The 14,796-nt window shown below is 43.0% G+C and carries 11 protein-coding genes and 1 riboswitch; of the genes, 9 read left to right on the forward strand and 2 right to left on the reverse strand.

Features of this window, described 5'->3' with window-relative positions:
• The first annotated feature begins 161 nt into the window (after window positions 1-161).
• From G4417_RS14005 to G4417_RS14025, 5 genes are all read left to right on the forward strand, one after another.
• Window positions 162-371 (forward strand): DUF6219 family protein, encoded by a 210-nt coding sequence (locus tag G4417_RS14005; RefSeq protein WP_026650365.1) that lies wholly within the window; start codon window positions 162-164, stop codon window positions 369-371.
• A 396-nt stretch (window positions 372-767) separates the two neighbouring features.
• Window positions 768-917, forward strand: coding sequence for a hypothetical protein (locus tag G4417_RS14010; RefSeq protein WP_173683929.1), 150 nt, complete (start codon window positions 768-770; stop codon window positions 915-917).
• A 108-nt stretch (window positions 918-1,025) separates the two neighbouring features.
• Window positions 1,026-1,277: a hypothetical protein gene (locus G4417_RS14015; protein WP_330598735.1), complete on the forward strand. Its 252-nt coding sequence runs from the start codon at window positions 1,026-1,028 to the stop codon at window positions 1,275-1,277.
• An 81-nt stretch (window positions 1,278-1,358) separates the two neighbouring features.
• A complete protein-coding gene (locus tag G4417_RS14020; RefSeq protein ID WP_173683930.1) occupies window positions 1,359-4,286 on the forward strand; it encodes an EAL domain-containing protein in 2,928 nt (975 codons plus the stop codon).
• Window positions 4,287-4,659: 373 nt separating this feature from the next.
• Window positions 4,660-6,345 (forward strand): EAL domain-containing response regulator, encoded by a 1,686-nt coding sequence (locus tag G4417_RS14025; protein WP_243872161.1) that lies wholly within the window; start codon window positions 4,660-4,662, stop codon window positions 6,343-6,345.
• Window positions 6,346-6,711: 366 nt separating this feature from the next.
• On the opposite strand, the gene G4417_RS14030 is transcribed toward G4417_RS14025, so the two are convergent.
• Window positions 6,712-8,295, reverse strand: coding sequence for a glucose-6-phosphate isomerase (locus G4417_RS14030; RefSeq protein ID WP_173683932.1), 1,584 nt, complete (start codon window positions 8,293-8,295; stop codon window positions 6,712-6,714).
• Window positions 8,296-8,648: 353 nt separating this feature from the next.
• Between G4417_RS14030 and G4417_RS14035 the strand changes: the two genes are divergently transcribed.
• Complete coding sequence (locus G4417_RS14035) at window positions 8,649-9,155, forward strand: NUDIX hydrolase (RefSeq protein WP_173683933.1); 507 nt, start codon at window positions 8,649-8,651, stop codon at window positions 9,153-9,155.
• A 94-nt stretch (window positions 9,156-9,249) separates the two neighbouring features.
• On the opposite strand, the gene thrH is transcribed toward G4417_RS14035, so the two are convergent.
• Window positions 9,250-9,852 (reverse strand): bifunctional phosphoserine phosphatase/homoserine phosphotransferase ThrH, encoded by a 603-nt coding sequence (gene thrH / locus G4417_RS14040; RefSeq protein ID WP_173683934.1) that lies wholly within the window; start codon window positions 9,850-9,852, stop codon window positions 9,250-9,252.
• Between the two features lie 301 nt (window positions 9,853-10,153).
• On the opposite strand from thrH, the gene G4417_RS14045 reads away from it, so the two are divergent.
• From G4417_RS14045 to G4417_RS14055, 3 genes are read left to right on the forward strand one after another with little or no spacing between them, the layout of a single operon-like run.
• The gene (locus tag G4417_RS14045) at window positions 10,154-10,651 is read left to right on the forward strand and encodes a MarR family winged helix-turn-helix transcriptional regulator (RefSeq protein ID WP_330598736.1); all 498 of its coding nucleotides are present in this window, start codon (window positions 10,154-10,156) and stop codon (window positions 10,649-10,651) included.
• A gap of 24 nt (window positions 10,652-10,675) precedes the next feature.
• Window positions 10,676-12,409, forward strand: a complete 1,734-nt coding sequence (locus G4417_RS14050) for an ABC transporter ATP-binding protein (protein WP_173683935.1) — start codon at window positions 10,676-10,678, stop codon at window positions 12,407-12,409.
• Window positions 12,402-14,285, forward strand: coding sequence for an ABC transporter ATP-binding protein (locus G4417_RS14055; RefSeq protein WP_173683936.1), 1,884 nt, complete (start codon window positions 12,402-12,404; stop codon window positions 14,283-14,285). Before G4417_RS14050 ends, G4417_RS14055 begins: the two co-directional genes overlap by 8 nt.
• 288 nt (window positions 14,286-14,573) lie before the next feature.
• A riboswitch (cyclic di-GMP riboswitch) is annotated at window positions 14,574-14,690 on the forward strand.
• Window positions 14,691-14,796: the final 106 nt, after the last annotated feature.

Below are 14,796 nucleotides of genomic sequence, written 5' to 3' on the forward strand. Positions count from 1 at the left end.
ATCTCATAAGGGCAAAAATAAGGGAAACTACATATCATTTCACTAATGGACAGGCGGGAAAGCCTATAAAATGGGGAAAGTTAGAGAGATAATTATATAAATTGCAGTTTGTATATTTCATCAAAAGTTTCATATTTAAATAAACAAGGGGAGATGGTAAAATGAAAGCTCATGAATATTGGTCTGTCGGAGCATTGATAACGATGCTAGGAACTTTTTACACAGGCTACAAAGGAATAAAATCAAGTCATAAATATTTTGCAGTTAGTTCTTTGATTTGCATGGTTATGGCTATTTATTCAGGACATAAAATGCTTTCTGGGAAAAAGAAACTCAAGAAAGAATTGGTGAATGCAGAAAATGAAGAATAAGCAACTCACTTTAACAACACGCAAAAATGAGTGTTAAAAAATGGATGATATTATTAACAGAATTAATAATTCCAAGAAATGAATAATGAACCAACCTTGTGTCCACTGGGCACGAAGTTGGTTCAGTCATTATGGTGTCAGGAGAAATCCTGACATCTTTTTTATGTTATAGGAAATTACTACGTAATGTTCCTATAATATAACAAAGCCCTTCGGGCAGGATTCTTTCTTATACCCCAAAACAGGGTGCAGATTTGAAAAAGCTTCCTTTTTAACAGGTAGACGCTGGAAAGGAAGAGCATATCAAGATGCAGGGAAGAGGAAGGTATTATGCCAGATATCCATGATTTTCGATTTGTCACAAATCAACAAAAACGACAAATCGGAGGAACAATCATGGAAGAAAGAAAATACACATTTTACGACAGATATCAGAAGATGAAATACGCTAATATTACTGCAGAGGAGCTGGAAGTTCTTAATATTTCTTATAATAAGGAACATTATATGTTTGATCAGCAGCATCAGCACACGTCAGGTGAGTAGAGACAAGAACAGTGCATAGCAAAAAAATAATAATACGAAAGGATGTGTCAAGGCAATGGAGAAGTTACCGCAGCACATCCTTTTTGTGTTATTTTACAGAAAGACAGATTGTATTTTAAAGGAACAGATCGTGCAGTATTTCTTGATAAGAGAGAATTTACAGGACCAATCTACACACAAATCAAAGAAGCTGTAGATTTTGTATTGAGAAATATTCGACTCGGAGCAACGATTGATGGATTGGTGCGAAAAGAGAAATATGAGCTACCGCCGGAAGCAATCAGGGAAATTTTGTTTTTAGTTTGTATGCGATTGTCTGTGGCGGAAATGGGATTAAAAAGTAACACCTGGATTCTGTAAGGGAAGTGTTTGAGCGAGCATTATAAAGATACCTTTTTGGAGAATATTATGTTATAATCACTCAGGAGAGAGGTACGATAGATGAGTGGTAAGAAGAGAAATGTAATGTTGTTCGTTCTGCTGTTTACCTTGCTTCTGGGAGTGATCGTTCCGGTTCAGGCACAGTCGGACGGCAGGACAAAGATAATACGGGTGGCGTATCGTGAGGACGCAGACTTTATTAATAAAAGCAGCAGTGGAGTATACAAGGGATATGGAGTGGAATATCTGAATAAAATATCTCAGTATACCGGCTGGAGATATGAATATATCAATGAATCATGGGAAGATCAGCTGGCAGATCTGAAATCCGGAAAGGTAGACCTGATCTGCAATGCGCAGAAAACAGAGGCCAGGGAGAAGGATTATGATTTCTCCTGTATGCCTGTTGGCACAGAGCAGGCGGTGCTGTATACATCTGAGGATAATGAAGATATTTATTTTCAGGATTATGAGCATATGAATGGCAAAAAAGTAGGTCTGCTGAGAGACAGCTATCAGAATGAAGAGTTTGAACAGCGTCAGGATGAGAAAAATTTTCACTGTCCGGAGAAGTACTATGAATCTGAACAGGATCAGATAGAGGCTCTTAAGCAGAAGAAAGTGGATATGATCTTGACGGGAAGTATATCCAAACATGATTCACTTAAGATTGTGGATAAATTCGGGGCTGCACCTATGTATATCATGACAACAAAGGGAAATACAGAGGTCATGAGTGCGGTAAACAATGCTCTTGAGCAGCTTAAAGCAGAAGTGCCGGATCTTACGGAAAATCTTACAGAACAGTATGTTATGGACAAAAACAGAAATTCAAAGCCTCTTCTGACCCGGGAAGAGACAGAATATGTCAAAAGCGTCAGCGCACCCATAAAGATAGGATGCATTGGTGATCAGCCGCCACTGATATATACAGATAAAGAAACAGGAAAGCTGGACGGAATCTATATAGCGTTTCTGAAGAAATTCAGTGAAATCAGCGGGATACCTTTTGAGTTTGAAAGTCTTTCTCCGGATACCGATCCTATAGAGGCTGCGCAGAGTGGAAAGTATGATTTTATAGCCGGAATTACCGCCTGTCAGGAAATGATCGATGAACCTGAAGTTCATCTTACAAGTGGATTTTTCACGAGAGAATTTCAGATAGTAGCAGAACGTGGAGAAGATATCAATACTCTGGAGACGTTGACTGTCTCTATGAACAGGATATTTGAGAAATATAAAAGTCTGAGACCGGAAGGGGAGTTCCCATATAAAGCGATTTACTGTGATTCACCCCGGACAGTTTTGGATGCGGTGGTAAATAAAAAGGCAGATATGGCTATTATGGACAGTTACGCAGCATCTTATTATCTGCAGGATGAAAAGTATCGTGATCTTGCATTGTCGGGAATTGTTTTTACCAAAGCAGAGACCAGTATGATATACGGGGACAACACAGACTCCGATCTTGTTTCTGTAGTCAATAAGAGCATCGGAAGCCTGAGCAGTCAGGATGAGGAGAATATTATCAGGCAGTATTCCATAAATCTGCTGAAATCTTTTTCCATATGGGAATTTATGGAGAAATACAGATATCAGATCGTATGTATCCTGATTTTTCTGGTGGCATTGACTATACTTGTGATTGTTAATAACAGACACAGGACACAGATGCAGGTGGAAGCTGCGGCGCAGGAAGCATATCGCTGCAGGATGGAGACGGATGAACTGACCGGGCTTCTTAATAAAGAAGGATTTTACCGGAGAGGCAGGGAATTTCTGGAGAAGCATTCGGAGGCAGATGCCAGAATTGTCTATATCAATATTGAGAATTTTAAGCTTGTCAATGATCTGTTTGGAGAGGATGCAGGTGACGGGTTTCTGAAGTTTATCGGTCTGGAGCTGGAGAAAATTTTTGGCAGGATAGATATTGTCAGCAGCAGATATGAGGCAGACCATTTTGTAATTCTGACTTTGGATAATGAGGACAGGATACAGGCAAAGATAAATCATTTCTGTAATCGGATCAGAGATTATTATCTGAAGACTACAGTAGAGATTTCTGCCGGGATTTATGAGATACGAGACAGATCAAAGAGTCTGAGAATCATGTGTGACCGGGCTCATCTGGCGGCGGATAGCATTAAGAAGAATCATATGATTCAGGTTGCTGTATATGATGATACACACAGAAAGAAACTGATCCAGGAGCAGATGATCATTAATGAGCTGGATGATGCCCTTAAGGAAAAGCAGTTTAAGGCATTCTTTCAGCCCAAGTATGATATGTGTACTGACCGTGTCATCGGAGCGGAAGCGTTGGTTCGTTGGGAACATCCGGAAAAGGGACTGCTTCCTCCGGGAATCTTCATCCCTGTACTGGAGAAAAACGGATACATTGCAAAAGTAGATCTCTACATTTATGAAGAGACCTGTATTTTCCTGAAGAAATGTATGGATGAGGGTATTCCGCTGCATCCTGTGTCCGTAAATCTGTCCAGGGTTGGGTTCTATAATCCGAACCTGTTTCAGACCCTTTGCGAAATAGCAGAACGCTATCAGATTCCGAGAAAATATCTGGAACTGGAGATAACAGAAACTGCGTATGCCACTGACTCGGAAATGATCTTTTCAGTTGTGGAGAAGCTTCGCCAGGGAGGATTCCGTATTCTGATGGATGATTTTGGAAGTGGATATTCTTCCCTGAATATGCTGAAAGAAGCTCCTGTTGATGAGATCAAACTGGATATGCGTTTCTTAAGTGCAGCAGATCCTTATGGAAGAGCAGAAGAAATCCTGCACATGATCATTACTATGGGAAATCATATGAAGCTTTCCATCATTGCGGAAGGTGTGGAGACCGAACAGCAGAAGGTAATGCTTCAGGGGTTCGGCTGTAACAAGGCTCAGGGATATTTCTATGCCAGACCTATGAGGGAAGCAGAATATACAGAGCTGCTCAGAAAAGAAAAAGCAGAAAATTTATAAATGTACAGAAGTTTGAGTAAAGGGCTGCCCGGGAATCATTAAAACCGGCAGCCCGTTTTATTCCTTTATTCCGGAATCGGCAGAGTTACTGTGAACGGAGTGAACAGTAACAATTTCTATAATAAAATCATGGTAACTTCAGAATATGACTTGCAAGATTTGACAAAATAAGGTAAAATCAAAGAGTCGTAATACGTAGAAATCAGGTATGTCTGTAACGTTTAGGTATGATGTATTCCCACAATTGCTGAACAGTTACAGTTGCGTTACAATGACAGGCCGGTTACCATAGTTGATTCAAGCATCTCCGGTGTAGAATACCCAGAGGTGTTTTTATTTTTTTTAAATGTGTGTGGGGGGATACAGGAGAGATATGAGAAAAGAATCTGACAATATTAAACTGTTGGAACCAGGGGAAACATCGTTCAAAAGAAAAGTCCTGGTAGTAGAAGATAACGAATTAAACCGAGAGCTTCTCGTTTCTTTTCTGGAAGAGAAATTTGATGTTTTTTCAGCAGAGAACGGAGAAGAGGGACTTAAACTTCTTTCTGAGCATTACAGAGAATTGTCAGTAGTACTGCTGGATATTTGTATGCCTGTATGTGATGGATTTGAATTCCTGAGACGCAGAAATACAGATAAATTTCTGTCAACCATACCGGTTATCGTTATGACCGGAAGCCATTCCAAAGATGCAGAACTTCAATGCCTGGATCTCGGTGCAGTTGATTTTATTCCGAAGCCCTACAACTTTAAGATCGTAATGGGCAGGATCAACAGTGTGATCAAACTGAGGGAGTCCGTAATGGCACTGACTGCAGTAGAACATGATGAGCTCACCGGAGTTTATACCAGACAGGCGTTTTTCTACCATGCAAAATCTTTTCTGAAAACCAGGCATGGGGAGAAATTTCATCTTATAATTGCTGATATCAGGGATTTCAAACTGATCAACAGCAGTTACGGGGAAAAAGTAGGAGATGAAATCCTCTGCTATCTGGCAGGAGCTTACACAGAGATGCTGAAAACAGGTCTGGTGTCCAGATACGGAAGTGACCAGTTCGTATGCCTGACCTGTGATGACTACGATCTGTCACCGGAAGCGATGGCCAAGATAGAAGAAGAGATTGCAGAGAATGCGCCAATCCCCAATCTTATGGTCAAATATGGAGTTTATCAGGATCTTGATAAATCCTTACCCGTTTCTGTAATCTGTGACAGAGGATTTATGGCAATCAGAAGTATCCGCGATAACTATGAGTGCAACATTGCCTATTATACAGAGAAAATGAAACAGAAGCAGATGCAGGACCGTTCGCTGGAGAACAGATTTGAATCTGCAATCAGAAATAAGGAATTTGTGGCATATTTCCAGCCGAAGTATGATGTAAAAACAGAGAAGATCACAGGAGCCGAATCATTGGTGCGCTGGATCAACCCGGACGGTTCCATGGTAATGCCCGGAGATTTTATTCCATTATATGAAAAAGACGGACTGATCGTAAAGCTGGATGAGTACATATTCCGGTATGTCTGTGAATTTCAGCGTGGACTGATGGAGAAGGGGCAGGAGCTGATTCCGATTTCAGTAAACCTGTCACGTACAAGTATCCATCATTCCGGTGTTGTTGAACGCTATGTGAAGATCGTAGAGGAGAACGGGATTCCATTTTCCTGTGTGCCTGTTGAACTGACAGAAACTGCTACTCTGAATAATGTGACCATTAAGAATTTTACGGAAGAACTGGTAAATGCAGGATTTGAGCTGCATATGGATGACTTTGGTTCAGGATATTCTTCACTGATCACATTAAGTGAATTACCGTTTAATACACTGAAGATTGATAAGAGCCTGATCGACTGTATTCACCAGTGCAAGGGGAAAATGGTCGTGCAGCAGATGATCATTCTGGCACACGGACTTGGCATGAAGGTGGTTGCAGAAGGTGTGGAGATTGCAGATCAGGTTAAACTTCTAAAAGAGATGGAATGTGACAATATTCAGGGATTCTATTATTCCAGACCATTGCCGATGACAGAGTTTGTTAAGAGGTTATAGCGATTCCATAAATTACTGCAAACAATCCAGTCCATCATAGCGTGAAGTCCTGCGTCAGATATCTTTGCCGTGCGTCAGCACGCCTGCAGATATCTTCCTTGTCCTTCGCACTCTGCTGAACTGTCTTGATTGCATTATTTTATGGAATTGCTATAGAAGAGAACAGATAATGCTGTGTTCTCACAGCGTAAAAAAGAAAATCATCATAAGGAACTTCCGGATAGCACTTATCGGAGTTCTGTATGATGATTTTTTTATAATTGTTTTTATGTCACTCCTCTTAAAGTGTTATTTAAGAGGAGTGTAAGATTCTTCCAAATAAACTGCAAAGCAGTTATCCGGTGGATTTTATCTATCTGACTTAAATCAGATATTCAGCAGGTCACTGTAAACTTTAAGCGCTCCGTCAGTGTCGTGTGCAAGAACGCGTTTTGCAAGGACTTTACCAAGCTGAACACCTTCCTGATCGAAGCTGTTTAAGTTCCATACGAATCCCTGGAACATGATCTTGTTCTCGAAGTGAGCAAGTAATGCACCCAAAGATGCAGGAGTCAGTTCCTCACCTGTGATGATGCTGGAAGGACGTCCGCCCTTGAAGTTCTTGTTCAGGTTCTCATCTTTTTTACCACATGCAAAAGCTACGATCTGAGCTGCAACGTTTGCGCAGAGCTTCTGCTGGCTTGTGCTGTTCTCGATATCCACGTCTACACCAAGCTGACTCTTCTTGAAGCCGATGAACTGAAGCGGAACGATGTCAGTTCCCTGATGTAATAACTGATAGAAGGAATGCTGTCCGTTAGTACCTGGTTCACCGAAGATAACAGGTCCTGTTACATAGTCTACAGGTTCACCGAAACGGTTAACGGATTTACCGTTGGATTCCATATCACACTGCTGTAAGTGTGCAGGGAAACGGCTTAATGCCTGAGAGTACGGAAGAACTGCTGTAGCAGGATATCCCTGTACGTTTCTCTCATAAACACCGATCAGTGCATCCAGCATATCCGGGTTCTCAAGAATGTTCTTATTTGTGGCAAGAGTATCCTCTGCTGCAGCTCCCTCAAGGATCTGGGCAAATACTTCAGGACCAAATGCCAGAGAAAGGATTGCTCCGCCTACACCGGAAACAGAAGAGTAACGTCCGCCGATATAGTCATCCATGAAGATGGCTGTCAGGTAATCTTCGCTCTTTGCCAGAGGAGAAGTCTCACTTGTTACAGCAAGCATGTGTTTGGATGGGTTTAATCCTGCTTTTACCAGAGCATTCTTTACGAAAGCTTCGTTTGTCAGAGTTTCAAGGGTTGTACCGGATTTGGATACAACGATAAAAAGGGAATGAGCAAGATCTACAGAAGCAAGAACAGCGGCTGCATCATCAGGATCTACGTTACTGATGAATTTCGCTTCCATCTTAAATGTGTTGTTTGCTTTTGCCCAGTTCTCAAGAGCAATATATAATGCGCGTGGACCTAAGTCACTTCCGCCGATACCAATCTGAACTACAGATGTGAATTTCTCACCATTCTCATTGGTGATCTCGCCTGCATGAACCTTGTTTGCGAAGTCTGCAGCTTTCTTCTGCTGTGCAACGTAGAATTCACGTTTGTCAACGCCATCTACCACTACAGCATCGCCCTGCTGTTTACGTGCAAGGTGGTGAAGTACCATACGTTTCTCACCGGTGTTGATCACTGCACCGTTGTATAACTCCTGGAATTTCTCAATAAGTTCAGCCTCGTCTGCCAGCTTTGCAAGTGCATCCAGAACAGTCTCATCAACCTGCTTTGCAGCGTAGTTGTAAGTTAATCCGGCTGCCATAGGTGTGCTGTATTTCTTCACACGTTCAGCACCTTTCTCGCCTGCCATGGCATCTGCGATATCTACATGACCTTTCAGTTCGGCAAGTTTGCTGTAAGAAGCAAGAGTGTCGAGATTTTTCCATGTTGCCATAATAATATTCCTCCTTTAGAATAGATGCGATTCCAGGTACATTTATCCGAAAGCGGACTTAATGTTGTTGAAGTCTGAATCAGAAAGATGTAACAGAATAACCGCAAATTAGTGCGTGGGTTGTATGCACGCTTTAGTGCAATTATACTTAAAAATGGGGCAGATTTCAATGTATAGAGACCTATTTTGTGGAGAAAAACCTGCTTTTCGGATAAAAATACGGTAAACAGGACAGTAACAACAGACCTGATAATACAGAGAATCTATGATATATATATTTGCAATAAGAACGGCAAGATGATATTATGTATAAAGCTACAGTCAGACAGTAATTTTACAGGGAGATATTAATAATGGAATTCTGGGATATTTATGATGAAAATAAAAAACCAACAGGACGCACAATGAAAAGAAACGACTGGTGTCTGAAGGACGGAGAGTATCACTTAACCGTACTGGGTGTCATCGGCAGACCGGATGGTACATTCCTGATCACCAAACGTGTGATGACCAAGGCATGGGCACCAGGCTGGTGGGAAGTATCCGGAGGTGCAGCCCAGGCTGGTGAGGAATCTTATGAAGCGGTTTTGCGCGAAGTAAAAGAGGAAACAGGACTGGATGTGCGGAATGCAGAAGGCGGATATCTGTTTACCTATAAGCGTGAGAATCCGGGTGAGGGAGATAACTACTTTGTGGATGTGTATCGTTTCGTTATGGACATTGATGAAAGCGACCTGCATCTGCAGACAGAAGAGACGGACGGATATATGTTTGCCACTGTTGATGAGATCAAAGCCTTTGCAGCAGAGGGAAAATTCCTTCATTATGACAGTATAAAAAAGGCTTTTGAACTGTCATAATATGGCATAACAGAATAATAACAGTAATGGAATCACAAAATAAAAAACCATCATACAGGAACAGCCTGACCTGCATGGTGGTTTTTTTATAAGACTATTTCATAGCGTTTCTGATTGCTGCCAGCAGCTCATCATATTCCTCGTATGCCGGAATCTCCGGATAATCTGCTTTAATCTTGTCTGTGCTGCGGAACAGGAATCCTGCCTTGCTTGCCTGGATCATACCCAGGTCATTGTAGGAATCACCGCTTGCAATGGTATCGAATCCGATAGACTGCAGCGCCTTTACAGTAGTTAACTTGGACTGTTCCACTCTCATCTTAAAGCCTGTGATCTCACCGTTGTCTGCAACTTCAAGTGTATTGCAGAACAGAGTCGGTCTTCCAAGCTTCTCCATGAGGGGTGCTGCGAACTGTGTGAAAGTATCGCTGATCAGGATTACCTGAGAGAAAGAACGAAGCTCATCCAGAAATTCCCTGGCACCCGGAAGGGGATCGATCTTTGCGATAACCTCCTGAATCTCTTTCAGTCCAAGACCATGCTCCTTCAGAATCCCAAGTCTCCAGTTCATCAGCTTATCATAATCTGGCTCATCGCGGGTAGTTTTTTTCAGCTCCGGAATGCCGCTGGCCTCTGCAAATGCGATCCAGATCTCAGGCACCAGAACGCCCTCTACATCAAGACAAGTGATATACATGATAGAATCCTCCTTTGTGAAAAACATCTTTATTCGTAGATATTCTTTACCGCTTTATTTGACGAAAATATCTTAACATATTCTGAAGAGCCTTGCAAGTTACTGTTATTTATGTACAGATACGAAGGTTCTGTATATCAGGCGAATATTACTGAGAATGGAGTCAGACGGATATTCGCAACCTCCGCAGGGGACTTACCTGATTCGGTTAAAAAATATGTATTGACAATAAAAAAACAACTCCCTATAATAGTTAGGAAGCTAACAGATTGCATCCTAACCATGTGGCAAAATCCGGGAGGTGAACATAATAGACGAGGAAACCAGGCAGAAACTGAACAATATGCACGTAGGCCGTCTGATCCGTATTTTATCCCATTCCATGAGACGTCATAATCCGGCGGAAATGATAGAGAATAAAGATCTGACATCTATGCAGAAGCATGTGCTGAAATTTATCCTTCTGGAAACCATACACAGAGATCTTTACCAGAAAGATATTGAAGAGGAATTCCAGATCAGAAAACCTACAGTAACAGGAATCCTGCAGCTAATGGAGAAAAACGGATACATTTACAGAGAATGTGCGAAGCAGGATGCCCGCCTGAAACGGATCCTTCCCACAGAAAAGGCAGAATCCCTGCGCCAGCCTATCCTTCACAGTATTGAAGAGGACGAAGCAGCAATGATCCGGGGCATCCCGAAAGAGGATGTGGAGCTGTGCAAACAGGTTCTGTGGCAGATGTGTGCAAACAGAAAGAAAATGTGCAATAAAAAAGACAGCAATTACAAAAAATAAAATACAAGGAGGACATCAACAAAGATGAACAAAAAACTTTTACGTTCCGTCCGGGAATACAAAAAGCAGTCCATTCTGGCACCGCTTCTGGTAATCCTGGAGGTTCTGATGGAAGTTCTGATCCCCCTGGAGATGGCCAAGATCATTGATATCGGTATCGCCCAGGGTAATCTGAGCTACATCATACAGAGAGGAATCATTCTGGTTGTGATGGCAATGCTTGCACTGTTTTTCGGCGTACAGGCCGGTAATATGGCAGCCTACGCAGCAGCAGGCTATGCCAAAAACCTGAGACATGATATTTTCTACAAGGTACAGGATTTTTCCTTCAAAAATATCGACCATTTTTCCACCTCAGGACTGGTTACACGAATGACCACAGACATTACCAACGTGCAGCAGGCATATATGATGAGTATCCGTCTGCTGGCCAGGGCACCGTTTATGATCATTCTGTCATGGATCATGACACTGACCATCAGCAAACCGGCATCGATACTTTTCCTCATTGCCATACCATTTCTGGGTGGAACTCTGATTTTTATTGCAAAGGCAGCCCACCCTCATTTTATCAAAGTATTTGATGAGTATGATGTGCTGAACAACTCCGTACAGGAAAATGTAAACGCCTCCCGTGTGGTAAAGGCTTTCGTACGTGAGGACTATGAGATTGAAAAATTCCATGGGATTTCCAGATATGTCTATAATCTTTTCACCAAAGCAGAGAAGATCGTGGCATGGAATGCCCCGGTTATGCAGTTTACCATGTATACAGTAGTGCTGATTCTGGTAGCTATCGGCGGCAGATCCATCGTAGGTGGTACCATGGAGGTAGGAGAGCTTACCAGTGTAATCGTCTATGCCCTGCAGATCATCGGCTCCCTGATGATGGTAACTTTCGTATTTGTTATGATCATGATCGCTGAGGCATCCACAGACCGAATCGTAGGAGTGCTGGATGAGGTTCCGGAAATGCAGGATCAGGCTGATGCAGTGAAAAATGTGGCAGACGGATCCATAGACTTCGACCATGTGGACTTCAGCTACGGAGGAGAAGGTGGCAACCTTTCCCTGAAGGATATTGACCTTCATATTAAATCAGGCCAGACCGTAGGAATCATCGGCGGCACCGGAAGCGCCAAGTCTACACTGGTACAGATGATCCCCAGACTTTATGATGTTACAGGAGGAAGTGTAAAGGTAGGAGGCGTTGATGTGCGAGAGTACAATCTGGAAGCGCTCCGTGACCAGGTATCCATGGTTCTCCAGAAGAACGTACTTTTCTCAGGCAGCATTTATGAAAACATCCGCTGGGGTGATGAGCATGCCAGTGACGAGGAGGTTCAGAGAGTCTGCCGCCTGGCACAGGCAGACGGATTCATCAATGAATTTCCGGATGGCTACAACACCATGATCGTCCAGGGCGGAAACAACGTATCCGGTGGACAGAAGCAGCGTCTGTGTATTGCCAGAGCCCTGCTGAAGAAGCCAAAGATCCTGATTCTGGATGATTCCACCAGTGCGGTAGATACCAGGACAGATGCCCTGATCCGTAAGGCTTTCCGCGAGGAAATCCCGGATACCACCAAGCTGATCATTGCACAGCGAGTTTCTTCTATTGAAGACGCAGATCAGATCATTGTACTGGATGACGGTAAGATCGCAGGAGTAGGAACCTCCGAAGAATTACTGAAAACAAATGAGATTTACAGAGAAGTATATGAATCACAGGTCAAAGGAGGCGGAGAAGATGAATAAGAAGAAAAAAGTAGACCAGAACACCATCAAAACTGCCAAAAGACTTCTGAAATATATAACCGAAACCTATAAGCTGCGGCTGATACTGGTATTTGTCTGCATTTTTCTCAGTGCAGTAGCCAGCATTTCCGTATCCCTGTCCCTGAAATATCTGCTGGATGATTATATTATCCCGCTGATCGGACAGACAGACCCCAATTATGCGGAACTGTACAAGGCAATGGCAGTTCTGGGCTGCATCTTCGCAGTAGGGGTGATCGCAACCTTTATTTACAGCAGAATGATGGTATTCATCGGACAGGGCGTGCTCAAGCGCATCCGTGACGATATGTTTGAGCACATGCAGACTCTGCCTATCCGTTACTTCGACCAGAATACCAACGGCTCCATCATGAGTCTCTACACCAATGATACAGATACACTGAGACAGATGATCAGCCAGGCAATCCCTCAGGGACTGATGGCATTGTTCACCATTATCGTAACCTTTATCTCCATGCTGGTGCTTAGTCCCCTGCTGACCATCCTGGCTGTGGCGGTTATCTTCATTATGCTGGCAGTGACCGGCAAGATCGGGGCAAACAGCGGTAAGTATTTCATCAAACAGCAGGTATCTCTGGCAGATGTGACCGGATTTGTGGAAGAGCGTATGAACGGTCAGAGGGTAGTTAAGGTATTTAACCATGAAGCAAAATCCGAACAGGAATTTGACCGTCTGAACGAAGCTCTCTTTGAAAGCTCCGCCAACGCCAACAAATATGCCAACATGATGGGTCCTGTGATTGGAAACATCGGTAACTTACAGTTCGTGCTCACAGCAGTTCTGGGAGGACTTCTCTCTGTAGCAGGAGTAGGCGGCATCACTCTGGGTGTTATGGCTTCCTATCTGCAGTTCACAAAGAGCTTTACCCAGCCCTTCATGCAGGTGGCACAGCAGTTCAATGCCATTGTCATGGCGCTTGCAGGTGCTGAACGAATCTTCAACCTGATCGATGAGAAGCCGGAAGAAGATGAAGGTTATGTAGAGCTTGTTAATGCGAAAAAAGATGCCCAGGGAAATATTACAGAATGCAAAGAAAGAACCGGCATGTGGGCATGGAAGCATCCTCATTCTGCAGACGGCTCTGTAACCTATACAGAACTTACAGGAGATGTCCGCTTCGAGGATGTAACTTTCGGCTATAACCCGGATAAAGTAATCCTTCAGGATATCAGCCTCTTTGCAAAGCCCGGTCAGAAGCTGGCTTTCGTAGGCTCCACAGGTGCTGGAAAAACAACTATCACCAACCTGATCAACCGTTTTTACGATATTCAGGAGGGTAAGATCCGCTATGACGGAATCAATATCACCAAGATCAAAAAGGATGACCTGAGACATTCACTGGGAATCGTACTTCAGGATACCCACCTGTTCACAGGAACCATCCGGGAAAATATCCGCTACGGAAAACTGGATGCCACAGATGAGGAAGTATATGAGGCAGCAAGACTGGCTCATGCTGACCAGTTCATCAAGATGCTTCCAAAGGGTTATGATACCATGTTAAGCGGAGACGGCGAAGAACTGTCCCAGGGACAGCGCCAGCTTCTGTCCATTGCCAGGGCAGCAGTAGCCAACCCGCCGGTACTGATCCTGGATGAAGCAACCTCAAGTATCGATACCCGTACAGAGAGCATCGTACAGAAAGGTATGGATAACCTGATGAAAGGCCGTACCGTATTCGTAATCGCTCATCGACTCTCCACTATCCGCAACAGCGATGCAATCATCGTACTGGACCACGGCAAGATCATAGAGCGAGGCGACCACGAAGACCTGATTAAGTTAAAGGGAACTTATTATCAGCTATATACCGGTAAGCTGGAACTCTCATAAAACACCGGCAAAATATTTTGAGGATCAGGGACTTTTTAAGGAAAGTTTTGACCGCAATTATTTCAGAATATGAATAATTGCGGTCTTTTTTTTGTGCGTGCTGCATAGGATATACAGAGGGACAGATATCCACGGACAGGCTGTGCATACTTCTGCTGTTCATCTTTCACAATAAAGACGAAATGTAATATATTTAACGAAAAATTTCGTCAAAGTGAAGAAAAAAATTGTTCAAATAGACAAGACAAAAAATCTGGACGGGTAAAACAGTATATGGTAAAATATAGGAAATATGAGGGGCAAACCTGATGAGAGTCAGGGGCGCAAAGCTAGGAGCCTTAAGGAACGTAAAGAGTAAGCCTGAAGGATGGCATACTCAGTGAAAAAGGTAGTTCGGTTGCAATTATTTCTTAAGGGGGATAATTGCAACTTTTTTTTATTTCAAAAAAATTAAAATTCTGTAATGCTTTTGTTACATGGGAAATGACAGGAAGGACTATACAGCAATGAC

The organism is Blautia wexlerae (assembly GCF_013300825.1).
Classification (GTDB): domain Bacteria; phylum Bacillota; class Clostridia; order Lachnospirales; family Lachnospiraceae; genus Blautia_A; species Blautia_A wexlerae_B.

Excerpts from the sequence above, each read along its gene's own strand:
- G4417_RS14005 (WP_026650365.1), top strand. The coding sequence starts at position 162 with ATGAAAGCTCATGAATATTGGTCTGTCGGAGCATTGATAACGATGCTA.
- G4417_RS14010 (WP_173683929.1), top strand. The coding sequence starts at position 768 with ATGGAAGAAAGAAAATACACATTTTACGACAGATATCAGAAGATGAAA.
- G4417_RS14020 (WP_173683930.1), top strand. The coding sequence starts at position 1,359 with ATGAGTGGTAAGAAGAGAAATGTAATGTTGTTCGTTCTGCTGTTTACC.
- G4417_RS14025 (WP_243872161.1), top strand. The coding sequence starts at position 4,660 with ATGAGAAAAGAATCTGACAATATTAAACTGTTGGAACCAGGGGAAACA.
- G4417_RS14030 (WP_173683932.1), bottom strand. The coding sequence starts at position 8,295 with ATGGCAACATGGAAAAATCTCGACACTCTTGCTTCTTACAGCAAACTT.
- G4417_RS14035 (WP_173683933.1), top strand. The coding sequence starts at position 8,649 with ATGGAATTCTGGGATATTTATGATGAAAATAAAAAACCAACAGGACGC.
- thrH (WP_173683934.1), bottom strand. The coding sequence starts at position 9,852 with ATGTATATCACTTGTCTTGATGTAGAGGGCGTTCTGGTGCCTGAGATC.
- G4417_RS14050 (WP_173683935.1), top strand. The coding sequence starts at position 10,676 with ATGAACAAAAAACTTTTACGTTCCGTCCGGGAATACAAAAAGCAGTCC.
- G4417_RS14055 (WP_173683936.1), top strand. The coding sequence starts at position 12,402 with ATGAATAAGAAGAAAAAAGTAGACCAGAACACCATCAAAACTGCCAAA.